20 protein-coding genes are annotated in these 22,884 nt (G+C 72.8%); 11 read left to right on the forward strand and 9 right to left on the reverse strand.

Features of this window, described 5'->3' with window-relative positions; translation table 11 throughout:
• Window positions 1-134: 134 nt before the first annotated feature.
• Complete coding sequence (locus ABWI04_RS21420) at window positions 135-1,172, reverse strand: saccharopine dehydrogenase family protein (protein ID WP_353833537.1); 1,038 nt, start codon at window positions 1,170-1,172, stop codon at window positions 135-137.
• Window positions 1,173-1,270: 98 nt separating this feature from the next.
• On the opposite strand from ABWI04_RS21420, the gene ABWI04_RS21425 reads away from it, so the two are divergent.
• On the forward strand, window positions 1,271-2,272 hold the full coding sequence (locus ABWI04_RS21425) for a helix-turn-helix domain-containing protein (protein WP_353833538.1): 1,002 nt from the start codon (window positions 1,271-1,273) through the stop codon (window positions 2,270-2,272).
• 174 nt (window positions 2,273-2,446) lie between these two features.
• Window positions 2,447-3,982, forward strand: a complete 1,536-nt coding sequence (locus ABWI04_RS21430; protein WP_353833539.1) for an FAD-dependent monooxygenase — start codon at window positions 2,447-2,449, stop codon at window positions 3,980-3,982.
• Window positions 3,983-4,076: 94 nt separating this feature from the next.
• On the opposite strand, the gene ABWI04_RS21435 is transcribed toward ABWI04_RS21430, so the two are convergent.
• The 3 genes from ABWI04_RS21435 to ABWI04_RS21445 form a co-directional block, all read right to left on the reverse strand.
• Window positions 4,077-5,390 carry an MFS transporter gene (locus tag ABWI04_RS21435; RefSeq protein WP_353833540.1) on the reverse strand — a complete coding sequence of 438 codons (1,314 nt, stop codon included), beginning with the start codon at window positions 5,388-5,390 and terminating at the stop codon, window positions 4,077-4,079.
• 123 nt (window positions 5,391-5,513) lie between these two features.
• A complete protein-coding gene (locus ABWI04_RS21440; protein ID WP_345181963.1) occupies window positions 5,514-6,398 on the reverse strand; it encodes an LLM class F420-dependent oxidoreductase in 885 nt (294 codons plus the stop codon).
• A 106-nt stretch (window positions 6,399-6,504) separates the two neighbouring features.
• Window positions 6,505-8,034, reverse strand: coding sequence for a carboxylesterase/lipase family protein (locus ABWI04_RS21445; protein ID WP_353833541.1), 1,530 nt, complete (start codon window positions 8,032-8,034; stop codon window positions 6,505-6,507).
• A 247-nt stretch (window positions 8,035-8,281) separates the two neighbouring features.
• Here ABWI04_RS21445 and ABWI04_RS21450 point away from each other — a divergent pair, with 247 nt between their 5' ends.
• The 3 genes from ABWI04_RS21450 to ABWI04_RS21460 are packed head-to-tail and all read left to right on the forward strand — an operon-like array spanning window position 8,282 to window position 13,247.
• Window positions 8,282-9,064 (forward strand): SDR family NAD(P)-dependent oxidoreductase, encoded by a 783-nt coding sequence (locus ABWI04_RS21450; protein WP_345181958.1) that lies wholly within the window; start codon window positions 8,282-8,284, stop codon window positions 9,062-9,064.
• Window positions 9,065-9,090: 26 nt separating this feature from the next.
• Complete coding sequence (locus ABWI04_RS21455; protein WP_353833542.1) at window positions 9,091-12,015, forward strand: ATP-binding protein; 2,925 nt, start codon at window positions 9,091-9,093, stop codon at window positions 12,013-12,015.
• Window positions 12,016-12,050: 35 nt separating this feature from the next.
• Complete coding sequence (locus ABWI04_RS21460; protein ID WP_345181951.1) at window positions 12,051-13,247, forward strand: FAD-dependent monooxygenase; 1,197 nt, start codon at window positions 12,051-12,053, stop codon at window positions 13,245-13,247.
• Window positions 13,248-13,264: 17 nt separating this feature from the next.
• Here ABWI04_RS21460 and ABWI04_RS21465 read toward each other — a convergent pair whose 3' ends face one another.
• The gene (locus ABWI04_RS21465) at window positions 13,265-14,869 is read right to left on the reverse strand and encodes an ABC-F family ATP-binding cassette domain-containing protein (RefSeq protein WP_353833543.1); all 1,605 of its coding nucleotides are present in this window, start codon (window positions 14,867-14,869) and stop codon (window positions 13,265-13,267) included.
• Window positions 14,870-14,944: 75 nt separating this feature from the next.
• Here ABWI04_RS21465 and ABWI04_RS21470 point away from each other — a divergent pair, with 75 nt between their 5' ends.
• Window positions 14,945-15,622 (forward strand): TetR/AcrR family transcriptional regulator, encoded by a 678-nt coding sequence (locus tag ABWI04_RS21470; RefSeq protein ID WP_345181948.1) that lies wholly within the window; start codon window positions 14,945-14,947, stop codon window positions 15,620-15,622.
• 74 nt (window positions 15,623-15,696) lie between these two features.
• On the forward strand, window positions 15,697-16,092 hold the full coding sequence (locus ABWI04_RS21475; protein WP_353833544.1) for a hypothetical protein: 396 nt from the start codon (window positions 15,697-15,699) through the stop codon (window positions 16,090-16,092).
• 85 nt (window positions 16,093-16,177) lie between these two features.
• Here ABWI04_RS21475 and ABWI04_RS21480 read toward each other — a convergent pair whose 3' ends face one another.
• The 3 genes from ABWI04_RS21480 to ABWI04_RS21490 all read right to left on the reverse strand — a co-directional run bounded on the left by ABWI04_RS21480 (window position 16,178) and on the right by ABWI04_RS21490 (window position 19,519).
• Window positions 16,178-17,731, reverse strand: a complete 1,554-nt coding sequence (locus ABWI04_RS21480) for an FAD-binding oxidoreductase (RefSeq protein WP_353833546.1) — start codon at window positions 17,729-17,731, stop codon at window positions 16,178-16,180.
• Between the two features lie 174 nt (window positions 17,732-17,905).
• Complete coding sequence (locus tag ABWI04_RS21485) at window positions 17,906-18,346, reverse strand: hypothetical protein (RefSeq protein ID WP_353833548.1); 441 nt, start codon at window positions 18,344-18,346, stop codon at window positions 17,906-17,908.
• Window positions 18,347-18,538: 192 nt separating this feature from the next.
• Window positions 18,539-19,519: a hypothetical protein gene (locus ABWI04_RS21490; protein WP_353833549.1), complete on the reverse strand. Its 981-nt coding sequence runs from the start codon at window positions 19,517-19,519 to the stop codon at window positions 18,539-18,541.
• 354 nt (window positions 19,520-19,873) lie between these two features.
• Between ABWI04_RS21490 and ABWI04_RS21495 the strand changes: the two genes are divergently transcribed.
• From ABWI04_RS21495 to ABWI04_RS21505, 3 genes are all read left to right on the forward strand, one after another.
• Window positions 19,874-20,128: a DUF4158 domain-containing protein gene (locus tag ABWI04_RS21495; protein WP_353833550.1), complete on the forward strand. Its 255-nt coding sequence runs from the start codon at window positions 19,874-19,876 to the stop codon at window positions 20,126-20,128.
• Window positions 20,129-20,147: 19 nt separating this feature from the next.
• Window positions 20,148-20,744 carry a hypothetical protein gene (locus tag ABWI04_RS21500; RefSeq protein WP_353833551.1) on the forward strand — a complete coding sequence of 199 codons (597 nt, stop codon included), beginning with the start codon at window positions 20,148-20,150 and terminating at the stop codon, window positions 20,742-20,744.
• A 123-nt stretch (window positions 20,745-20,867) separates the two neighbouring features.
• Entirely contained in the window at window positions 20,868-21,134 is a 267-nt protein-coding gene (locus tag ABWI04_RS21505) for an RIO1 family regulatory kinase/ATPase domain-containing protein (RefSeq protein WP_353833552.1), read from the forward strand.
• Window positions 21,135-21,314: 180 nt separating this feature from the next.
• Here ABWI04_RS21505 and ABWI04_RS21510 read toward each other — a convergent pair whose 3' ends face one another.
• On the reverse strand, window positions 21,315-21,935 hold the full coding sequence (locus ABWI04_RS21510; RefSeq protein ID WP_353833553.1) for a dihydrofolate reductase family protein: 621 nt from the start codon (window positions 21,933-21,935) through the stop codon (window positions 21,315-21,317).
• 171 nt (window positions 21,936-22,106) lie between these two features.
• Between ABWI04_RS21510 and ABWI04_RS21515 the strand changes: the two genes are divergently transcribed.
• On the forward strand, window positions 22,107-22,691 hold the full coding sequence (locus tag ABWI04_RS21515) for a cupin domain-containing protein (protein ID WP_353833554.1): 585 nt from the start codon (window positions 22,107-22,109) through the stop codon (window positions 22,689-22,691).
• The last annotated feature ends 193 nt before the right edge of the window (window positions 22,692-22,884 follow it).

The following is a 22,884-nucleotide window of genomic DNA, read 5'->3' on the forward strand; positions in this document are numbered from 1 at the left end:
GTCCATCGAGATGCGCGACACCGACGAGGACGTCTTCCGCGCCGCGGAGGAGCTCGGCATCGACCTCTCCCGCCGTCCGAACGAGGGCGCGATGAACGTCGACGAGATCTGAGAGGCGGCGGCCCCGGGGACGGTCATCGGCGCAGGTCGACCGACAGGTGCGCGGACAGCGCGCGCAGGAGGTCGGCGGCGTCGAAGACCTCCCCGGCGGAGGCGGCGCCGGTCGCCCTGGTGCGGCCGCCGAGGATGCGGTCGACCGCCTCCACCGCCAGCGGCGCACTGACGGCGTAGATGTCCCGGCCGCTGGCCGTGGCGCGCCGCTCCTCGCCGCCGGAGCGCACGACGACGTCGACCAGGAACGTCTGGTCGGAGCGTCCGCGCTCGTCGGCCGCGGCCGGCGCCGGCGTGCCGGGGGCCGACAGGTCCTCGGCCGCCTCGACGGTCATGTACGAGCGCACCTCGGGCACCGCCAGGTGGCTGGGGATCGTGACGACGTCGGCCATGCTGAACTCCCCGAGCACGGACCGGACGCCCATCGGCTCGGGGAACGTCCACTTCAACGAGGGGAGCGCGTCCTGGTGGTACTCCAGCTTCCCGCCGGTGTAGCGGACCCGCCGCCCGTCGCGCCGCTCGTGGGAGACCGTGCCCGAGGCGCGCGTGCCCGCGGTGGGGTGCCAGCTGCTCAGCCCGTAGGCGACGTGCACCTCGTCGGCGGCGGTCCAGTCGCCCATCGCCGCGGTGGCCAGCAGGTCGGCGAGCCCGCCGAAGAAGGCCATCGCGGGGACGACGGTGGCTCCCGCGTCGCGGGCGGTCCGGGCGAAGTGCGCGAGCGTGTCGGCGTTGGCCTCGATCTCGGCCGCCACGTCCACGTAGGGGACGCCGGCGCGCAGCGCCGCCTCGATCACCGGGGCGGCCGTCGCGGCGAAGGGCCCCGCGCAGTTGATCACCGCGGCGGCGCCGGCCAGCGCGCGGTCCAGCGACGCCGGGTCGTCGGCCGACGCGGGCCGGACGTCCAGCCCCGGAAAGGACTCCGCCAGTGCTCGAAGCCTCCCGGCGTCGCGGCCGGACGCCAGCGGGACGTACCCGCGGTCCCGCAGCTCCGCCACCACGAACCGCCCGGTGTGCCCGTACGCGCCGAACACCGCGACCGCCTGACCCGATCCCGTCATCATCTCTCCCGTTGCCCTCGGTCCGACCAGTGGATCGATCATGGCGGCGGCGGCCGTCCCGCACGAGCGTCTGGAACGCCATGCCTCGTACAATTCCGGACATGACGACGGTCGCGGTCGCGGTCACCGACGGGATGCTGCACTTCGAGCTGTCGGTGGCCTACGAGGTGTTCGGCAGCGCGCCGGCCGATGTGGCCGGGCCCTGGTACCGCCTCCTCGGCTGCGGAACGGGGACCGTGCGGGCCGGCGGCTTCCGGCTGGAGCCCGACCACGGGTTCGACCGGCTGCCGACCGCCGACACGGTGATCGTCCCAGGGTGGGCCGACGTCGACGTGGATCCGCCCGGCGACCTCGTCGACGCGGTGCGCGCCGCCCACCGGGCGGGCGCGCGCGTGGCCTCGCTCTGCACCGGCGCGTTCGTGCTGGCCGCCGCGGGACTGCTCGACGGGCGCCGCGCGACCACGCACTGGGCGCACACCGAGGCGCTGGCCGCGCGCTATCCCCGCGTGGAGGTCGATCCGGACGTCCTCTACGTGGACAACGGCAGCGTTCTCACCTCGGCCGGCAAGGCCGCCGCGATGGACCTGTGCCTGCACCTGGTCCGTCTCGACTGCGGCTCCGCGGTCGCGAACGCGGTCGCGCGCCGCCTGGTCGTGCCGCCGCACCGGGCCGGCGGCCAGGCCCAGTTCGTGCCCTCCCCGGTGCCCGCGCAGGAGGACCACCCGCTCGCGGAGCTGTTCCCGTGGGCGATCGAACGGCTGGAGCACCCGCTGACCGTGGAGGACCTGGCCCGGCGGGCCGCCATGAGTTCGCGCAACCTCGGCCGCCGGTTCAGGTCGGTGACCGGTACCACCCCGCTGCAGTGGCTGCTGACCCAGCGGATCCGCCGCGCGCAGGAACTGCTGGAGACCACCGACGACAGCGTCGAGGCGATCGCGGCCGCCACCGGCATGGGCACCGCAACGACGCTGCGCCGCCACTTCAACCGCACGGTCGGCGTCCCGCCCGACACCTACCGCCGCACCTTCCGCCGCTCCCACGCCGGGGGCGCTGCGGGCACGACCGCGATCAGCGAACGGCAGGACGCGCCATCCCAGACGTAGCGGCCCCCGTTCCTGGACGCCTCCCGGCGGACCCGCCCCGGAGGACCTTCTCGCGCCTGGGTTAGGCGATCCGCCTGCCCGGCTTCAACGCGGACCGTCTCACGGCCGCGATCAGGACACGACCCGGCTCGTGCCGCAGGCGCGGCGCGATGCCGTTCAATCGAGGGAGAGCGCATGGACGCCGATGTGATCATCGTGGGCGCCGGTCCGACCGGCCTGATGCTGGCCTGCGAGCTGCGATCGGCGGGGGTGAGGCCGCTGGTCCTGGAGCGCCGGCCGCAGCGCCGCGACACCCCGAAGGCCGGGGGACTGGGCGGGCAGATCCTGGAGCTGCTGCGCTACCGGGGGCTGCTGGAACGCTTCGAAGAGGCCTGCACCGACCCTGTTCCGGCGCCCCGGTTCCCGTTCGGCGGAGTGCACCTGGACTTCACCCGCCTGTCGGACCCTCCGATGCACGCCCTGCCGCTGCCGCAGCAGCTGCTGGAGCGGCTGCTCGACGAGCGCGTGGAAGAGCTCGGCGCCGAGGTCCGCCGCGGGCACCCGGTGACCGGGGTGAGCCAGGACGACGCCGAGGTGACGGCGGAGGTGCGCGGCCCGGACGGGACCTACCAGGTGAGCGCCCGCTACCTGGTGGGGTGCGACGGTGCGCGCAGCCGCGTCCGCGACCTGGCCGGGATCGGCTTCCCCGGCACGACCTATCCGGAGGTCAACCGGCTGGCCCAGGTCACCTTGCCCGACACGGTGACCGTGCTGGGCGACGGCGGCCTCGACGTTCCCGGGTTCGGCACGATCCGTCCGGGGTTCACCCAGACCGACCGCGGCATGTTCGGGCTCGGTTCGTCCCCGGACTCCAGGATCGTCTCCCTCTACACCAACGAGGACGAGGCCACCGAGTACGACGACGACGCGCCGATGACCGTGGCCGAGCTCCAGGCCAGCCTCCGCCGCGTGCTCGGCGCGGACCTGCCCGTCGGAGAGGCGCACCGGCTGTCGCGGTTCACCTTCCAGGCGCGGCAGGCCGAGCGCTACCGCCACGGGCGGATCCTTCTGGCCGGTGACGCGGCGCACCTGTTCCCCGCCACCGGCGTCGCGATCAACGCGGGCATGCTGGACGCGGTCAACCTCGCCTGGAAGCTCGCCGCCGCCGTCCACGGCCGGGCGCCGTCCGGCCTGCTGGACACCTACCACCGCGAACGCCACCTCGCCGGCGCACGCACCCTGCTGCACACCCGCGCCCAGGTGGCGCTGCGGCGCGCGCACGATCCCGCCGCCGAGGCGCTGCGCGAGCTCTTCCAGGAACTGCTGACCGACGAGCAGCCGCTGCGCCGCATGGGGGCGCTCCTGTCCGGCGCCGACATCCGCTACCCGATGCCCGGCGCCGCCCCTCACCCGCTGGCCGGTGCTTTCGCGCCCGACCTCACCCTGCACACCGACCAGGGCATCACCAGCGTCGCCGAACTCATGCGCTCCGCACGGCCCGTCCTGCTCGACCTCGCCGACCGGTCGGACCTGCGCGAGGCGGCCCGCGGCTGGGAGGACCGCGTCGACGTCCGCACCGCCAAGGCCGGTGACCGCCCGGCCGACGTCCTCCTGATCCGCCCGGACGCCCACGTCGCCTGGGTCGCGGCCGTCGACGAACCCGCCGGTACTGCGGCGCCTGCGCTGCGCCAAGCGTTGTCCGACTGGTTCGGCACCCCAGACGCTGCCTGAGGCGGGAGCAGCAGGGATCTCGTGCGTTCACGTTGGGGACGGGGCGTCGTGCTTGGTGGGGGGCGCCAGCCGGCGGGCCCCGTCGTCGACACCCTCACCGGCCTGCTCCTCCACGGCCTCGTCGGCCCCGCGGACCCCCGCCCCTGAACAATCCGGGCCTCGGCGCCGCCGAGGCCCGGCCGGGCACGCGACCTTCACGGGCTTCGCCCACGCGACCTTCACGGGCTTCGCCCGCCCAGGCGGCGAGCCCGGCGGCCATGAACGCCGCGCCGGTCGCCGAGACCGCGCCCCAGCCGCCGGAGTGGTAGGCGACCGCGCCCGCGGCGGAGCCCGCCACGCCACCGAGGGTGTAGAAGGTCATGTACACCGAGGCGACCCGCGACCGCGCCCCGTCGACGAGGCCGTAGACCACGCTCATGTTCAGCAGATGGGTGCCGTGGACCGCGACGTCCAGCACCAGGAGCCCCGCGATGAGCCATGCCAGGCCGTGGCTCCCGGCCGCCGTCGCGCCGAACGAGACCGCGCCCGCGACGAGGAGCACGCCGGTGGACGCGCGCTGCCGGCCCCGGTCCGCGGCCCGGCCCGCGACCTTCGCCGCGAACGCGCCCGCGACCCCGACCAGCGTGAACAGACCGATCTCCGCTTCGCCGAACCGGTACGGCGGCCCCGCCAGCATGAACGCCACGGTCGTCCAGAAGACCCCGAAGGCTCCGAAGACGCAGGCGCCGATCAGCGACCGGCGTCTCAGCATCGGCTCGCTCGTCGCCAGGCGGAGGGTAGCCCGCAGTTGCGCGGCATAGCCGATCGGAACCTCCGCGGCGGACGGCGGCATGACGCGCGCGAGCGCGGCGGTGAGCAGCAGCGTGCCCGCCGCGGCGGCCAGGTAGAGCGCGCGCCAGCCGAAGACCTCGGCGGTCAGACCGGCGACCGTGCGCGAGAGCAGGATGCCCGCCAGTCCGCCGCTGAGCATCGTCGCGACCGCCCGGCCGCGTTCGTGGTCGGCGGCGACGGTGGCCGCGTAGGGCACCAGGATGTTCACCACGCCCGCGCTCGCGAGGCCGATCACCGTCCCCGCGAGGAGGACTACCCCGGCCGTGGGCGCCGTCGCGGTCGCCGCCAGCGCCGCCGTCTCGGCGAGAAGCAGCAGGCAGACCAGCGGGCGCCTGCGGACGATGTCGCCGAGCGGCACGACCAGCACCAGCGCCAGCGCGTAGCCCACCTGCCCGACGGTGGGCAGGTACCCGACGGAGGAGGCCGCGTACGAGCGCGCCATCTGCGGAAGCAGCGGCTGGCAGTAGTACAGGTTGGCGATGGTGAGGCCGTAGACGACGGCCAGCAGCCAGACCGTGCGGCGCGGCGTGCGGCGCGCCCCGCCGGACCACCGTCCCAGCACCTCAGCAATGATCACGAGCGCGACGCTACGGCGGGTACGGGACGACGATAAGGTCCGCTTCCGTGTCAGGATCTTGGCCCACTTCGGGCGTCGGCCTGCATTCGGGTCTCGATCCAGCAACCGCCCGCGCGGGTGTCCTCAGCGCGTGTTCGGCGTGGCACCGTCGCCGGGGGAGAGGCCGAAGCGCCGGGCGAAGGCGGACATCTGCTCGCGCTGCTGCTCCGGCTCGGGCGCGGTGGCGCTGACGACGATGCGGGTCACGCCGTGCCGGGCGAACTCCTCGACCCGTTCCTCGGACATGTCCATCGATCCCCAGCGCGTGTACTCCAGGGCCGCCGGATCGCGGCCCGCTTCGCTCGCGGCCGACCGGGCGATGTCCAGCTGGGCGGCCCGCTGGTCCGGGGTGAGCGAACCGCCGGGGAAGAAGCCGTCCCCGTGGCGTCCGGCGCGGCGGGCGGCCGCCGGGCTCGAACCGCCGACATGGATCGGCAGACCGGCGCCGCCGAAGGGCTTGGGGAAGCTGCACAGGTTCTCGAAGGAGAAGAACTCCCCGTCGAAACCGACCCCGTCGCCGTCCCCGGCCCACAGCAGCCGCAGCACCTGGATGGCCTCGTCGGCGCGCCGGCCGCGGGTGCGGAAGTCGACCCCGACCGCCCGCGCCTCGCCGGGCAGCGAGCCGAGCCCCACGGTCAGCAGCCGCATCCGGCCCCTGGACAGCTGGTCGATCGTCGCCAGGCGCTTGGCGAGCGTCACCGGATGGTGGTACGGCAGCAGCAGGACGCCCGTGCCGAGGAGGATCCGCTCGGTCGCGGCCGCCACGAAGTTCAGGCAGTCCAGCGGGTCGCCGTAGGGCAGCGTCGGAGGGAGGGCCGTCGCGCCCACCTGCGCGCCGGGGTAGAGGGCGATGTGCTCGGGCACGTAGAGCGCCTCGAAGCCGCACTCCTCGGCGTGCCGGGCGTAGGCGGTGATCCGGTCGGGATCCACCCCGAAGAAGGGCGTGCTGTAGCTGATCGCGAATTTCACGTCGTCCCCGTCTTTTCCACTGCGACCAGGGCCAGGTCCCTGATCTCGGTGTGGGACGGTATCCGTTGACGTCAATGTCAAGGTCAACCCCGGCAGCCGAGGGACGCTACCGCGCGAGCAGGGGCAGCGCCGGGAAGGCGTGGTCCTGCCACAACCGCCGCGAGGCCTCCTCGGGGTAGGCGCTGACCGTCGACGGGGTGTCGAAGATCTGGGCGAGGCGGCGCCGGGCGTCGTAGGCGGGCCAGCCCGGGTCGCCGTGGGCGGCGAACCCCGTCCACGCTCGCCGGATCCGCGCGGACAGCTCCTCCGCCGCGGGGGAGGGCGGTTCGCCGATCAGCATGGCGGGTTGTCCGCTGGTCAGGTTGCCGAAGACGAGCGGCACGTCCAGGCCGTGGCAGGCGCCGAGGCCGCCGCCGGCTCCCGGCGCGGGCCAGGTCAGCTCGTAGAGGTGGGACCGCCCGCCGCCGGCGGTCTGCGCGACGGCGAGGTGGAGGCTCGGCATGCGGAACAGCCAGTCCGCGTTGACCAGCTCGTAAAGCTCCTCGTCGGTCGCGGACGGGTAGGCCTCGCGGTACCCGCGTGCGCCGTCCTGGCCGGGGGCGAGCAGGCGGAGGGCGGTCTCGGCCTGCTCGCGCGTGACCTGGCCGAGCACGCCGTCGATCAGGCTGAACAGCCGGTGCTCGTCACGGGTGTGCCCGACGAGGAGCGCGACATCGCGGGCGGCGCCGCCGGCCAGTGCCCGCCACGGCGTGTCCGGCAGGACGTCGCCGTCGACGACCGGCGCGAACGGGATCGGCCGGTGGGTGATCGGTCCCCACCGCTCCCGCCACCGGGCCATCTTCGCGGAGACCGCGTCGCCCGCGGCGGGCAGCCGTGCCGGGGCCACCGCCGACAGGTCGGACACCGTGGGACTCAGGCCCAGTTCGGCGGCGCAGGCGGCGGCGATGTCGGCGGCCAGTTCGGGGGAGAAGAACGTGCCCGGCACGCTCTGCGCGACCGCCCGGCGGAAAAGCCCAACGGCGCGCGGCATGGCCAGCAGCGCGGCGACCGATCCGCCGCCCGCCGACTGCCCGAAGACCGTGACCCGGTCCGGGTCGCCGCCGAACACCCGGATGTTGTCCCGCACCCACTGCAACGCCGCGACCTGGTCGAGCAGCCCCCGGTTTGCCGGGGCTCCGTCGATCTGCGCGAAACCCTCGACACCGACGCGGTAACCGAGGGACACGACCACGGCGCCGCTTCCGGCCAGGTGCCCGGCGTCGTACTCCGGGAGGCCGGAGTCGCCCATGACGTAACCGCCGCCGGGGATCCAGACCATCACCGGGAGCCTCGCCGCGGCGTCCGGCTCCGGTGTCCAGACGTTGACCGTCAGCCAGTCGTCGCCGGCGGCGTCCTGGGACGCCCCGAGCATGCCGGACTGCGGGGGCGGCGGGCCGAACGCCGCCGCCGGGCGCACCCCGTCCCACCCGCGCACCGGCCGAGGGGCGGCGAAGCGGAGGTCGCCGACCGGCGGCTCGGCGAACGGGACGCCGCGGAAGACCGCCAGGCCCGCCTCCCGCCTGCCGCGCAGAACGCCTGCCGCCGTGCGGACTTCCGGCTCGGACCCCGAGGGCTTGCTGGACGCGGTGACGGCCATTTCGCGGCTTCCTTCCCTACCGGTTCGGCAGAGCATCGCCATGCGCACTGTCGGCAGGCAAGCGATTTAGCCGTCCGGCGCTCGCGGGAGGTCCTCGGGATTCCTGGGCCGTCGCCTCCGCGGTGACGCCTCCGACCGGCGTCGACGCGCGCCGGTGAGCTCGCGGTGAGCATCCGGTGAGTCCCCTTCGCGACGGTTGGTCCATCGCCGGATCCGCCGCGGACCGGCCGCTGAACAGGGAGCGACGATGAACGTTCTGACCGGCAAGACGGCACTGGTGACGGGCGGCTCGCGGGGGATCGGCCGTGCGGTCGCGCTGCGGCTGGCGGCCGAAGGCGCGCTGGTCGCCGTCCACTACGGCGGCGACGAGGAGGCGGCCGGGACGACCGTCGCGCGGATCGAGGAGGCGGGAGGCCGCGCGTTCGCGATCCGGGCGCGGTTCGGCGAGGACGGCGCGGTGGACCGGCTGTTCGAGGAGCTGGCCGCGGGGCTGGCGCGGGCCGGGAGGGAAGGGGCCGGGCTGGACATCCTGGTCAACAACGCGGGCATCAGCTCGACCACCCCGATCTCGCAGGTCACCGCGGCGGAGCTCGGCCGGCTGCTGGAGATCAACGTCGCCGTCCCGTTCTTCGTGGTCCAGCGCGCGATGGCGCTGCTCAACGACGGCGGCCGCATCATCAACATGGGCTCGACGGCCAGCCGGTTCGCGGTCTCCACCCAGATCGGCTACACGATCAGCAAGGCGGCGCTGGAGTCGATGGCGCCGTCGCTGGCCAACGAGCTCGGCCGCCGCGGCATCACGGTGAACACCGTCGCGCCCGGCGCGGTGCGCACCGACATGACCGCGGGCTACACCTCCATCCCCGAAGTGGTCGCCGGGCTGGAGTCCATCACCGCGCTGGGGCGGCTGGGCGAGCCCGAGGACGTCGCCGACGTCGTCGGATTCCTGGCGGGCCCGCAGGGCCGGTGGGTGACCGGCCAGACCGTCGACGTCTCGGGCGGGACGTTCCTCGGCCCGATCGCTCCGTGATCGCGTGCCGGTGAATAATCGCCGGCATGCGGTTCGGAATCCTCGGCGAGACCAGGGCCTGGCACGGCGACGGCGGCGAGGTCCCGCTGGGCGGTCCGGCCCGCCGGGCGCTGCTGGCCCTGCTCCTGCTGCGTCCCGGAGAGGTCGTCTCCTCGGACCGGCTCGCCGACGAGATCGACCCCGTCGGGGCGCTGTCGGCGCACTCCCTGCAGTCCCAGGTGTCACGGCTCCGCGCGGCTCTGGGCGCCGGAGCCGTGATCGAACGGGCCGGAGCGGGATACCGGATCGCGGTCGACCCGGACGACGTGGACGCCTCCCGGTTCGAGCGGCTGGCCGCGGAGGGCCGGGCGGCGCTGGCCGGCGGCGACGCCGGGCGGGCGGCCGCCCTGCTGCGCGAGGCCCTGGAGCTGTGGCGGGGACCGGCGCTCGCCGACCTGCCCGACGGCGAGACGGCCCGGGCCGCCGCCGCACGGCTGGAAGAGCGCCGGCTCGATGCGCTCGAAGACCGCATCGAGGCCGCGCTCCGGCTCGGTGAGCACGGGACGGCCGTCCCCGAGCTGCGCGAACTGGTCGGCCGCCATCCGCTCCGGGAACGGCTGGCCGGGCTGCTGATGCGGGCGCTGTTCGCCGCGGGCCGGCAGGCCGAGGCGCTCGTGGCGTTCGAGGAGACACGCCGGCGTCTGGCCGACGAGCTGGGCGCCGACCCGTCGGCCGAGCTGACCGGGCTGCACCGGGAACTGCTCAGTGCCGATCCGGCGCCCGCGCCCGCCGCGCCGCCCGCCCAGCTGACGAACGTCGTGGGCCGGGACGGCGAGGTGAGCGACGTCGCCGGGCTGCTCCGCGTGGCCCGGCTGGTCACCCTGACAGGCCCCGGCGGCGTCGGCAAGACCCGGCTCGCGGTCGAGGTCGCGGGCGCCGCGACGGCGGAGGGCGCGGCCGGCGAGGTGTGCTTCGTGGAACTGGCGCCGCTGCGCGACGGAGCCGGGCTGCCGCAGGCGCTGCTGGGCGCCCTCGGCCTGCGCGAGAGCGGTCTCCAGATGGACGGCGGCGCGAGGACGCCGGTCGACCGCCTGATCGCGGCGCTGTCGGACCGGGTGCTGCTGCTCGTCCTGGACAACTGCGAGCACGTCGTCGACGAGGTCGCGAGGCTGGCGGCGCGGCTGCTGGCGACGTGCCCGCGGCTGCGCGTGCTGGCGACGAGCCGGGAGCCGCTCGGCATCATCGGCGAGCACCTCTTCCAGGTGCGCCCGCTCGACGCCGACTCGGCCGTCCGGCTGTTCACCGAGCGGGCCGCCGCCGTGCGGCGGGGCTTCACCGCCGCCCCCGAGCTCCTGCGGCGGATCTGCGCGGCGCTCGACAACCTGCCGCTGGCCATCGAGCTCGCGGCGGCGCGGTCGCGCACCCTCGACATCGACGACCTCGCGGGACGCCTGGACGACCTGCTCGGCGTCGCCGCCCGCGGCAACCGCACGGCCGACGAGCGGCACCGCACGCTGCGCGCGGTGGTCGCGTGGAGCTGGGACCTGCTGTCCGAGCCCGAGCAGCGGGCGGCGCGGCGGTTCACGGTCTTCGCCGGGGGCGCGACCGCCGAGTCCGCGCTGCGGGTGTGCGGCACCGACGGTGAGACGCTGGAGTCGCTGGTCGACAAGTCGCTGCTGGAGTTCGCCGGCGGCCGCTACCGGATGCTGGAGACGATCCGCGCGTACGGCGCCGAACTGCTCGACGCGGCGGGCGAACGCACGTCCGTCCGGCGCGACCACGCCCGGCGCCTCCTGGAGCTGGTGCGGACGGCCGACCCGCATCTGCGGCGGGCCGAGCAGCTGGAGTGGCTGCCCGTCCTCGCCGCCGAGCATGGCGACCTCGTGGCCGCGCTGCACTGGGCGGTCGAGGAGCCGGAGGTGGAAACGGCCTTCGAGCTGCTCGCCTCGGCGTTCAACTACCTGTGGATCCGAGGCGCGTCCGCGTCGGCCGCGCCGCAGGCGACCGCGCTGCTCGCACGGACGGGCGAGGCGATCCCCGCCGGGCTCGGCGAGGAGTACGCGGCGTGCGCGCTGCTCGCCGCGTCGGCGCCGGCCTCGGGCGACGCGGGGCAGCGGATATGGCAGCGCCATCGCGCGTCGGCCGCGAAGGCGCTCGCGGCCGCGTGGCCCGGCGACCGGCCGGGCCGCTACCCGGTCGTCCTGCTGCTGTGGATGATGCGGAACGCGATGGGACCCGATCCGGAGGGCGCTTTCGCGCTCGTCTCGTCCCAGCGCGACTGCGGCGAGCCGTGGGCTCGGGCAGCCGCCCACTACGTTTCAGGGTTCGGGCACCTCGGCGAGGGGGACGCCGCGAGGGCCGAGGACGCCTTCGGTGAGGCCCTGCGGGGGTTCCGTTCCCTCGGTGACCGATGGGGCATCGCCCTGGCCCTGGACACGCTCGCCGGAGCGGCGGGCGCCCGCGGCGACCGCGGGCGGGCGGTCGCGTTGACCGACGAGGCGCTCGTCCTCACCGAACGGCTCGGCGCCCTGGAGGACAGCGCCGACCTGCTGGTCAACCGGGGCGACCACCTCGCCGCCGAGGACGCGGCCGCGGCCCGCGCCGACTACGCGCAGGCCGCCGAGCTCGCCCGCCGCACCGGCGGCTCCACCTACCTGGCGGCGGCCCTGCGCGGCCTCGGCGACATCGCCTTGCAGGAGGGCGGCCTGGCCGAGGCCGAACGGCTGTACGCGGAGGCGCTCGAACTGATCGACCCGCACTGGATCAAAAGCCTCGGTCCCCGGCTGCGAACGCTCATCGGACTGGGGCGCGTCGCCGAAGCCCGTGGCCATGACGCCGAGGCACGCAGGCGCTACCGGGAGGCCGCCGCGGCCGCGGACGGGATGGGGGCGCCCGCGCGGGAGGTGCTGCGGATGCTGGGGCTGTCCGAGGACGTCGTGGACGCCGCCCTGAGCGCGGTGAGCGCACGGTGAGCCCGCGGTGAGCGCTCCCTTGGAGGCTCCGGGGCATGACGAACCTCAAGGTATTGATCTCCGGTGCCTCCGTCGCCGGCCCCGCGCTCGCCTACTGGCTCCACCGGCACGGCTTCCAGGCCACCATCGTGGAACGCGCCCCCGCCCTCCGCGACGGCGGCTACGCCGTCGACTTCCGCGGCGAGGCCCACCTGACGGTCCTGCGCCGCATGGGCATCCTGGCCGACATCGAGCGCGCCCGCACCGGCATGGGCTCCATGTCGTACGTCAACAGCGCGGGCAGGCAGCAGGCCAAGCTCCCCGCCGACCTGTTCGCCGGAGACGTCGAGATCCTCCGGGGCGACCTGGCCAGGATCCTGTACGACGCGACCAGGGAGCACACCGAGTACGTCTTCGGCGACTCCATCACCTCGCTCACCGAGGACCCCCACGGCGTGACGGCGACCTTCGAGCGGGGCGCGCCGCGCCGGTTCGACCTGGTGATCGGCGCGGACGGGCTGCACTCCACCACCCGCCGCCTGACGTTCGGGCCGGAGGAGCGGTTCGTGAAGCACCTCGGCGTCAACTGCGCGATCTTCACCACGGCCAACCATCTCGGCCTCGACCACACCGGGCACGCCTACCGCACCGCGGGCAAGCTCGTCGCGATGTACAGCGCCCGCCACAACACCGAGGCCAAGGCCGTCTTCTACTTCGCCTCGCCGCAGCTGGACCTGGACCGCGGCGACGTGGCGAGCCAGCAGGCCGTCCTCGCCGAGGCCTTCACCGGCAACGGCTGGCAGAGCGACCGGCTGCTGCACGACATGCGGTACGCGCCCGACTTCTACTTCGACTCGGTCGGCCAGGTGCACATGGACACCTGGTCGCGCGGCCGGGTCGCGCTGCTCGGCGACGCCGCCTACTGCCCCTCCTCCCTGTCCGGCATGGGGTCGGGACTCGCTCTGGTCGGCGCGTACGTGCTGGCGGGCGAACTGGCCGCGGCCCACGGCGACCACCACGTGGCGTTCGGCCGGTACGAGGAGGAGATGCGCGAGTACGCGGTGGGCTGCCAGAAGATGGGCGACGGCGTCGCCAAGCTCATGGTCCCCGGAAGCCGGGCCCTGGCCACGCTCCTCAACCGGTACTACAAGGTCATGCCGTACCTGCCGGGAAGGAACATGCCCGCCAAGATCGCCCGCAAGGCCGCCGAGAACATCACCTTGCGCGACTACCGCGAACTCGCCCGGCCCTGAACGCCCCGGCGGTGCTCCTACGGGCGGTTGCGGGGGAGCGGCCGGTTCTCCGCAGGCCATGTCGGGGCGGAACGGTGGTGGACGGTGCCGTCCGGATCGAAGACCAGGTAGCGGTCGAAGTCCTCGGCGAACCAGCGGTCGTGCGTCACGGCCAGGACGGTCCCCTGGTAGGCGTTCAGGCCGTCTTGGAGGGCCTGGGCGCTGGCGAGGTCGAGGTTGTCGGTCGGTTCGTCCAGCAGGAGAAGGGTGCAGCCGGACAGTTCGAGCAGCAGGATCTGCAGCCGCGCCTGCTGCCCGCCGGACAGGGTCTGGAAGGGCTGGTGCCGCGCGGGCGCGAGTTCGTAACGGGCCAGTGCGCGCATGGCGTCGTTGAGGGTCGTCCCGAAGTCGGTCGTGATGATCTCGTCAGGGTGGCGGTCGCGCAGGTCGGGGCGGGCGTGGGTCTGGACGAAGTGGCCGGGAGCGACGCGGGCGCCCAGGCGCACCGTGCCCTGGTGGGGGACCGAGGACGGGGCGGCGAGCAGCTTGAGGAACCGTGACTTGCCCGACCCGTTCGCGCCGAGGACCGCGATGCGTTCGCCGTACCAGACCTCCAGGTCGAACGGCTCGGTCAGGTCGGCGACGGCGAGCCCTTCGCAGATCACGGCGCGCTTCCCGGTGCGTCCGCCGCGCAGGCGGACCCGGATGTTCTGCTCGCGCGGCGGCGGCTCCGGCGGCCCCGCCGCCTCGAAACGGGCCAGGCGGCTGCGGGCCGCCTGGTAGGACGAGGCGACGGCGTCGTTGGCGGCGGCACGCTGGCGCAGCGTGTGGACCAGGCGGCGCAGGCGCGCGTGCTCCTCGTCCCAGCGGCGGCGCAGTTCGTCCATGCGGGCGGCGCGGTCCCGGCGCGCGGCCGGGTAGGTGGCGAAGCCGCCGCCGTGCACCCAGACCGTGCCGGACTCGACGGTGATGATCCGGTCGGCGGCCCCGGCGAGCAGCCGGCGGTCGTGGGAGACCAGCAGCACGGTCTTGGTGCTGGCCCGCAGCCGCTCCTCCAGCCACTGCTTGCCGGGGATGTCCAGGTAGTTGTCGGGCTCGTCGAGCAGCACGACCTCGTCGGGCCCGCGCAGAAGCGCCTCCAGCATGAGCCGCTTCTGCTCGCCGCCGGACAGGCTCCCCGCGGGCCGGTCGCGGACGTCCTCGTACGGCAGGCCGAGCGCCAGGGTCGTGCAGGCGTCCCAGACGACCTCCAGGTCGTAGCCGCCGGCGTCGGCGAAGTCGCTGATGGCCTGGGCGTAGGCCATCTGACTCTCCGCGGCGCCGCTCAGCGCGGCTTCGGCGCGTGCGAGCGCGTCGGCCGCCGCTCTGATCCGCGGCGGCGCCACCGACAGCAGGAGCCGGTGGACGGTGCGGTCCTCCGGAGTGAACTGGCGCATCACGCCGAGGCCGCCCGTGCATGCGACCTTCCCCGCGGAAGGGGCCAGCTCCCCGGCGATGAGCCTGAGCAACGTCGTCTTGCCGCCGCCGTTCGGTCCGACCAGGGCCGCCTTGGCGCCCTGCCCAACGCGGAAAGAGACCTCGCGCAGCAAGGGCCGTCCATCGGGCAGCGCATAACTCAGGTCGGTCACATCGATGTGGCCCACGAACCACCCTTCCGAACACTGATCCGGTACTGGAACATTGATCCGGTCACCCGTCCACCGTACTAGAGTGGGCGCATGGGAACGAGTCGAGCGGGCGCCATCTGGTTGAGGGAGCCGCGCAGGCGGCGGGAAGGGCCGCCGCTGTCGCGGGAGCGCATCGTCGCCGGAGCGGTCGCCCTCCTCGACGAGGAGGGCGCGGACCGGCTGACCATGCGGCGGCTGGCCGAGCGGCTCGGCACCGGTTCGACCACCCTGTACTGGCACCTGGACACCAAGGACGACGTGCTCGACCTGGCCCTCGACACGGTCTTCGGCGAGGCCGAGGTGCCGCCGGCGACCGGCGACTGGCGCGCCGACGTCACCGCGATGGTGGAGCGGTGGCGCGCGGTGATGCTCCGCCATCCATGGACCGCGACGCTGATGGGCCGGCCGATGCTCGGCCCTAACGTCCTCGCGCGGACGGAGTTCCTGCACGCGGCGCTGCAACGCGCCGGGCTCACGGGCGCGCCGCTGACCGCCGCCGCCTACGGGCTGTCGCACTTCGTGATCGGGGCCACGATCAGCCAGCTGTCGTGGCGCCGGCGGGACGAGCCGTCCACCCGCGAAGCCGCGGACGAGATCCTCGCGGCGCGGCGCGAGGCGTACCCGACGCTGGCCGCGCACGGGCACCCCAGCGACAACGACTGGGACGACGCGTTCCACCGCGGCCTGGGATACCTGATCGACGGAATCCGCGCGAACACCCTCGGGTAGCCGACTCCCGCCGGTGGAACCTGTCGATCGCGGGCCCCGATGGATCTGCCCGCGGCGCATGACAAGATCGCACAATGGTTTTCGGTCGTGATTTCGAACTGGAGGGGCAGGGTGCTTCGGAACGCTCCCTTGAACTGGGCGGCCACAGCGACAAGGACGGCCGTTCGAGCGCGCGCCTTTACCTGCTGCCGAACGGAGATCTGACGCTCTACCTCGTGGACAGCGGCTACGGCGTCACGATGCAGATCGGGGAAGCGGTGCTGGAGTGGCGGCGGTGGACGACGATCGCCGCCGCGGACGTCCCCCGCCTGGTCGGGGACGCCACCGATCCGCTGGAGGCCGTGCGCGCGGCCGTGGTGGCGAAGGGTCAGGAGAGGAACGACGCGTCCGCCATCGAGGGCCGACTGGTCCGGTGGCTCGACGAGCGCGACGTGGCGTACGTGTTCCGGGAGTTCGACTACGACGGCTGACCGGCTCCCGCGCAGGTCTCCGCAGTGAGGCGTCCGTTAACGGCGCCACCACGGCGGGCTGGTCGAGCGCAGCCCTGATCTGAGCTCAGCCACGGACCGACAGCACGTGGTGAAAGATGTTGCGCGGGTCCCAGCGGGCCTTGACGCGCTGAAGTCGCGCGTAGCCGTCGCCGTAGTAGAGCGTGTGCCACGGAACGTTCGACTGGTTCCACCGCGGGTCGGCCAGGTCGGCGTCCGGATAGTTGATGAACGTGCCGAAGCCACCGTCCTCGGCCGGGACTCCGCCGCTCGCCGCGTAGATCTTCCGGTAGAACTCGCGGATCCACGTGAGGTTCCGGTCGTCGCCCTTCGCGTCCTCCCAGCCCGCCAGGTAGCCGATCTTGAAGATAGAGTCGCGGTGGGCCACGGCGGTCGCCCCCGGAGCCACCGCGTTGACCCGGCCTCCGTAGGTGTTGACGAAGAAGTGCCCGTTGTCGAAGTCGGTCCTGGCAAGCTGCTCGTACGCGACGGCTGCCTGCGCGTCGGTGAGGCGCCGCCGCCGGTAACCCGACTTGATCTTGATCCGGTAGAACGGCGCGGGGCCTCCGCCGAAGCCGTACCGTGTCGCGTGGAGCCACGGCATGGCGACCGTCTTCGGCTGGGGACGAAGGTCGAGCCCGCGGTGGAGGGCGCCCATCAGATCGGCCAGTATTCGTTCCGCGCCGCTGTCACTGACCACTTGTCCCGTCAGAGTGGCGTTCTCGGCGGGTCTGGAAAAGATGAACTCGCCGTACAGGGGCGCCATGGGCGAGCCGGGGGCCGAGTTGCGCTCACCCCATTCGCCGTAGTTGCGCAGGAGCCGTACGAAGGCATCCCGGTCGAGCTTCTCCCACGGCCAGTCCACGGTGAACGTGAGGACGGTGCCGGGCGGCTTCGGCAGCGCCGCCTGCTCTCCCGGAGACCGGAACCAGTAGCGCGTGACAACACCGAAGTTGCCGCCGCCCCCTCCCGTGTGGGCCCACCACAGGTCACGGTTGGGATCCGAGGCCTTACGTGTGGCCACGACGCTCCTCGCCTTCCCCGCGCGGTCCAGGACGACCACCTCCACCGCATACAGGTGGTCCACGGAGAGACCGTCCCTTCTGCAGAGCACCCCGTAGCCGCCGCCCGCGACGTGCCCGCCCACCCCGACATCCGGATGGGTCCCGCCAGGAAGAGTCACGCCCCACCCCACGTACAACCGGCGGTAGACCTCGCCCAGTGTGGCGCCGGCCTCGACCATGAACGCCTTGCGCCGCCGGTCGTAGTCGACGGCCGTCATCCCGGACAGGTCGATGAGCACCCGGACCGACGGATCGTCCACGAAGTTCTCGAAGCAGTGGCCGCCGCTGCGCACGGCCACCCGCCGGCCCGTGCGCTCCGCCCTCTCGACGGCCCGGACGACGTCCTCGGTGGACGTCGCGACGCAGATCTCCTCGGGTCTGCCCTCGAAGCGGCGGTTGTAGCCCCGGAGCACCAGCGAGCGATAACGCGGATCGCCGGGGCCGACCATGATCGGATCGGTACCGGCCGCCGCCGGGCTGATCCGCCCGGCCAGCGGCACGGACGCCGCGGCGATGCCGCCGCTGCGCAAGACGGTCCTTCGGCTGTGCTCGACCACGTGGCCTCCTCATGTCAGGCCGCCCACGTAGGGGACGCTATTGAGGCCTGAGCACCGGGACTAGGGAGTTACCACCCCCAACCAGGTAGAGAAAACTCCACATGCGGCGCGGCGGTGACGACGGGCAGGTGCTCGGCTAGAGCGGAGGAGCAGGCGCGCCGACGGCCGTGGTTTCTATGCGTCGATGACGGGTGCGCAGGTCTTCACGTAGATCAGGCGGCTGACGCCGACCGTCACCGCCATCGCCGCCACGAGGCCCGCCCAGTCCAGCCCGGGTGCGGTCAGCTTCTCGAACGTGATGGAGAAGGGGACCGTCGCGATGGCGAGGGCGATGGTGACGCCGAGCCACTGGACGCCGTGGCCGCCGTAGCTGTGCTCCCTGGTCCACCTCCGCCCCTCGGGCGTCCACGAACTGTTCATGCGGAAGCCGACGAGGAACACCACCGCCGCGGCGGCGACCTCGCCGATCAGGACGCCCGTGGCGGGCGGTCCGAAGACGTCCTCGACCTCCAGCCAGGCGCCGACCGCCATACCGAGCGAGGCTCCGAGGACCAAGGCGAGAAGGGGCAGCACCGAACCGACCCATCCGTAGCCGGTGGTCTTCGCGCGTCCCAAGGCTTCCTCCCGCTCGCCGATTCCGCAGAACGTTTGATCATGCTGGACGTCCGATCATGCCTACGGACCGTCACGTTCAGGTCACGGCGGCACGGGCCCGTCGCGGCGGATCCTCCGCCTCAGCGCGGTCCGCACCCGAGCACGCCCCAGCCCTTGATCATGTAGTGCGCTCCTCGGCCGCCGCGTCCCGCACTACCCGGTGCCGGCCGCAGCGGTCATCGCTCTGACCGCCTGCTCGGCCTCGTCGGGGGTGTGCCGGCCGAGACCGCAGGCCGTGGCTACCGCATACGCCTCGCGGCCCGCGGCGGCCTCGAACAGCCGCAGGCTCTCGACGCCGCCCGCCGGGTCGGCCGCCGCTGCGATCCCCGCGATGACCTGCCACTCCGGGGCGAGCCCGCTCAGCGGCCGGTAGAACGCCTCGGTACGCGGCGCAGGGTGCGCGCCGTAGGCCGCGGGGAGGTGCACCGGCGGCAGACGCCGGCCGCGGCGGCGCAGCGCGTCCGCGAGGAGGTTGAGGTATCGGACGGCCGAGCCGAGGTCGCGGGGCGCGAACATCTCGGTGTTCCGGTAGTTGCCGTAGCACAGATGCAAGATCACCTGAGCGTCGTCGGGGAAGCGCGCGATCAGGCTCGCGACCTGGCCGGCCATGAGCCGCGCGGCCAGGGCAGGGCCTCCGGGCACCCGCCTGGCCATGTCCATGCCTATCAGCACGGACGGCGTCTCGAGCTGCCAGACGACGTCCGGTCCGGCGAAGGCCGCCAGGTCCGCCACCTCGTCCACGACGGCCTGAGCGAACACCGGCAGGTATCGCAGCGACAACCACGGCCGGCCGGCGAACGCGAAGATCGCCAGGTCGAGCGGACTGGGGAGGCTGATCTGCAGACGGGTGTCGGCGACCTCTGGGCGCTCGGCGCGCAGCGCACGGAACTCGTCCACGATCTCGCGCAACCGGTCAGAGCGGCGCATCGACACGTCATCGGGCCGCAACCGCCGACCGCGCCGTACGCCGTAGGTGCGCATGTCGTCGTAGTCGGCGTACTCGCCGGCCCGCCTGATCTCGAACGCCTCCCGTTCGGCGAGATCCCGCAGGTAGGCGACGACCCAGTCCGGGTCGAGATCGCAGGGCAGGGAGATCAGCCGGTGGCCGCGGGCGTGATCGAGGACCCACTCCATGGCCTGGCGAGGGCTGGCGGAAAGCTCTGGAGGAAGACTGCCGACAAAGTGGATAGAACGGTGCACAGCCCATATTTCACCACTGTGCTGGATCCAAGGTGTCGAAAACGCATAATTGTGAAGCAGGATCGCCCCGCGTCACCTGCCGCCCGGCCCACAGCCCGGCACCCGAACCGGCTCGGCGGCCAGCCGCTCGAAGACGTCAGGAGGCGACGGTCATGCGTGATCGCCCTGGGGTCCGACCGGCAGACCGCATATGGGGGGCGGCCGGACTACGCCAGAAAGGGATCACGGCCTGACGGTTGATCGTTAGGGTGATCGACGTCGGGTCGGCGGCGGTCCTGCGGGTTGTGGGTGACCTCGATCGATCGGACCGCGTATCCGCAGTTTGCGCGGGTGTTGTCGGCGCGTGAGTTGGCGGAGGCGTTCACGCCGACCGGGGCCGAGGTGGAGTGGGCGAGGTCGTGCACCGATGATGAGCATCATCTGCTGACGCTGGTGGTGTGGCTGAAGTCCTTTCAGCGGTCGGGGTACTTCCCGAAGCGGGCGGAGGTCCCGGCGTCGGCCAAGCGGCACCGCGCGCTGGTGCGCAAACGGCTGGGCTTATGAGGCGGCCCGGGTCCGGCAGGTGGCGGCGGCGTCGCTCTCCAAGTTCAAGCAGCGTTTGGCGCTGGTGGCCGACCTTGACGCGATCGGCCCGACCGGGGTGTGGCTGGAGGGCGTGCCGGCGGGGAAGGTCGCGCACTTCGCCGGGGAGGCGCGGGTCGCCGACACCGCCGACATGCGCAAGGTCGGCACCGACAAGCAGCTGACGTTGCTGGCCGGTTTCGTGTACACGGTCGCGACCGGGGTCCGCGACGACGTGGTGACGATCTTCTGCAAGCGGATCGCGGCGATCCACAAGAGGGGCCGCGACCATCTGGAGGCGCTGCGCGAGGCGCACCGCGCCGAGTCCGAGCGCCTGCTGGGAGTGTTCGGCGAGGTGCTGGCAGCGGCCCGGGAGGTGGGCTCTGACGCAGCGCCGCCGGACGCCGCGGTGCCGGGTGCGGGGGTCGATGAGCGGCAGGCCGGCTGGTGCTCAAGACGCTGGAGCAGGCGGGCGGGGGTGGAGGCGTGTGGGCGTAACGGGAGTTCACCTCCGGCCGGTAGAAGACCCGAGCGGATCCGGCCGGCGCGTTCGCCTTCGAATTCCATTCGGGTCAGCGAGGAAGTGGGCCCGGATTAACGATGGTCCACGTGGCTGGACGTCGAGCGAAGCTCGCGTGGCCCCGAACCACGCCCGTCGTGAGTCGTCACAGAGCAGGCTGCAATCGATACGGAACTCGGCATCCTCAAAGAGCTGCTTGGCGTGGACTTCGAGCAGCTCCGCGACGGAATGCGTGAACTGGCCCGCGCCGGGCTCGCGCACGGCGACCTCTCGCCCTACAACGTCCTCGCCCAGGCCGAGCGGATCGTGAGGATCGACCTGCCCCAGGTCGTCGACATCGTCGGCGACCCGAAAGGCATGGACTTCCTGATGCGCGACTGCCACAACATGGCCACATGGTTCACGAACCGCGGGCTCGAAATCGACGAACAAGAGTTGTTCGCACCCCTGCTCACAATGGTGTTCTGATCGCCCTCTGAAGAAGGCGGCCCCGCAACAACACCCGGATCGGGCCGCCCGCCTGGCTGCCGGCGCGGACGAGTACCTTGCCGACAGCGGGTGCGGCCTTGGTGACGTTCACGCCCTCGTCGACGAGGCGCCGCGCCGTGGCGACTCGGCAGGGCCGATCGCGCGGGGATCCCGGTCTGCTTACGTCGGCCGCGCCGGGTGGAACTCCGGTTGTCCGGCCGGCCGGTACACGTGCACCCCGACGCCCCTTGCGTCGGTGTGGGAGCTGATGACCTCGAGCGCGGCGGCGGGCCCATCGTCTGGGAACAGCCGCATGCCCTGTCCGAGAAGCACGGGAACGACCAGAAGCGTCAGTTCGTCGACGAGGCCGGCGGCGAGTAGCGAGCGGATCAGCTTCGCGCTCCCGTGCACCTGGATCTCGCCGGACGACGATTCCTTCAGTTCCCTGATCGCCGCGGTCGCATCCCCGGACAGCAGCGTGACGGGTCCCCACGACGGTCGCTCGAGACTGTTGGATGCGACGTACTTCTGCGCTCCGTTGAGCGCGACCCCGATGGGGTGCGCCTGCATCTCCGGCCGAGTGCCCCAGGTCTCGGCGAACATCTCGTACGTGCGCCGCCCGAACAGGAACGCATCCGCCCGCTGATAGGTCCCGGTGATCATCTCGCCGGTGTCATCGGCGAATGCCCCGAGCGCCCAGCCGTCCCGGTTGAACCCGCTCGCCAGCTCCTCGGGAGTCGCGTGACCGTTGCCCTGCATCACACCGTCCACGGTGATCTGCGTCATCGTCGTCAGCCTCATGTGTCCATCCTGGACGCACCGGGCGTTTTGCAGCACCCATGCGTGCCGAAACGGCAACAGCAACGCACCCGACTGGCCTTCTCCGAATGGCACAGAGAGGGTCGATCCTGTCCGTCCGGAAGACCAAGCTGTTCTAGCAACATCGTGAGACGGAAGGGCAAGAGGTCGAGCATGGGGGACGATCTGTCCGCGGTCGGCCCCCGGCGTGCGATCCGGGAGTCGCGGCGCATGACCATCAGGTCGGTGTCGGACGCCACGGGCATCTCGGTCAGCACGCTCTCGCGGTTCGAGTCGGGGAACAGGCGCCCCCAGCTTGAGCTGCTGATGCCGCTGGTGAGACTCTACCGGCTGCCGCTCGACGACCTCGTCGGCGCACCTGCCCTCGGGGACCCCCGGATCCATCCGCGTCCGCGAGTCCGGGACGGCGTCGTCACGATGCCGCTGTCCAGCGGCACAGGGGCGTGGGAGGCCTTCAAGCAGGTGCATCCGCCTGCGCCTGGGAAGCCGATAAAGCGATGGGTCCACCCGGGATGGGACTGGATCTACGTGATCGCCGGACGGATGCGGCTCCTCATCGGCGAGGACGAACTCATCGTCGCCGCAGGCGACGCCGTCGAGTTCGACACGCGCGTGCCGCACGGCTTCGGCAACCCCGGGCCCGAGGTCCTCGAAGTGCTGTGCATGTTCAACCCCGACGGAGCGAAGCTGCACAGCCGGGCAGTCGAGATGGGAGAGGCGCCGGACGATGCCGGCTGAACGTCCGGCCGAGCAGGTCGGGCGGTCTCAGAAATGCCGCGTCGGGCGGCCCATGCGCTGGTGCGGATGCGAATTGAGCAATAACCGCGACCGTTCGAGTTGAAGCAAATGAGAGGGCCCTCACGGCACCGACACTACGCATCCGGCACAGCGCCGGCCGGTGAGCCCCGCGGCGAGCAGAACCGTGCCGGAG

It is taken from the genome of Actinomadura sp. NPDC000929, assembly GCF_040492065.1.
GTDB lineage: Bacteria > Actinomycetota > Actinomycetes > Streptosporangiales > Streptosporangiaceae > Spirillospora > Spirillospora verrucosospora.

Excerpts from the sequence above, each read along its gene's own strand:
- ABWI04_RS21445 (WP_353833541.1), bottom strand. The coding sequence starts at position 8,034 with ATGGCCGTCACCGCGTCCAGCAAGCCCTCGGGGTCCGAGCCGGAAGTC.
- ABWI04_RS21460 (WP_345181951.1), top strand. The coding sequence starts at position 12,051 with ATGACGAACCTCAAGGTATTGATCTCCGGTGCCTCCGTCGCCGGCCCC.
- ABWI04_RS21425 (WP_353833538.1), top strand. The coding sequence starts at position 1,271 with ATGACGACGGTCGCGGTCGCGGTCACCGACGGGATGCTGCACTTCGAG.
- ABWI04_RS21475 (WP_353833544.1), top strand. The coding sequence starts at position 15,697 with ATGGTTTTCGGTCGTGATTTCGAACTGGAGGGGCAGGGTGCTTCGGAA.
- ABWI04_RS21430 (WP_353833539.1), top strand. The coding sequence starts at position 2,447 with ATGGACGCCGATGTGATCATCGTGGGCGCCGGTCCGACCGGCCTGATG.
- ABWI04_RS21450 (WP_345181958.1), top strand. The coding sequence starts at position 8,282 with ATGAACGTTCTGACCGGCAAGACGGCACTGGTGACGGGCGGCTCGCGG.
- ABWI04_RS21510 (WP_353833553.1), bottom strand. The coding sequence starts at position 21,935 with ATGAGGCTGACGACGATGACGCAGATCACCGTGGACGGTGTGATGCAG.
- ABWI04_RS21455 (WP_353833542.1), top strand. The coding sequence starts at position 9,091 with ATGCGGTTCGGAATCCTCGGCGAGACCAGGGCCTGGCACGGCGACGGC.
- ABWI04_RS21490 (WP_353833549.1), bottom strand. The coding sequence starts at position 19,519 with ATGGAGTGGGTCCTCGATCACGCCCGCGGCCACCGGCTGATCTCCCTG.
- ABWI04_RS21420 (WP_353833537.1), bottom strand. The coding sequence starts at position 1,172 with ATGATGACGGGATCGGGTCAGGCGGTCGCGGTGTTCGGCGCGTACGGG.
- ABWI04_RS21470 (WP_345181948.1), top strand. The coding sequence starts at position 14,945 with ATGGGAACGAGTCGAGCGGGCGCCATCTGGTTGAGGGAGCCGCGCAGG.
- ABWI04_RS21515 (WP_353833554.1), top strand. The coding sequence starts at position 22,107 with ATGGGGGACGATCTGTCCGCGGTCGGCCCCCGGCGTGCGATCCGGGAG.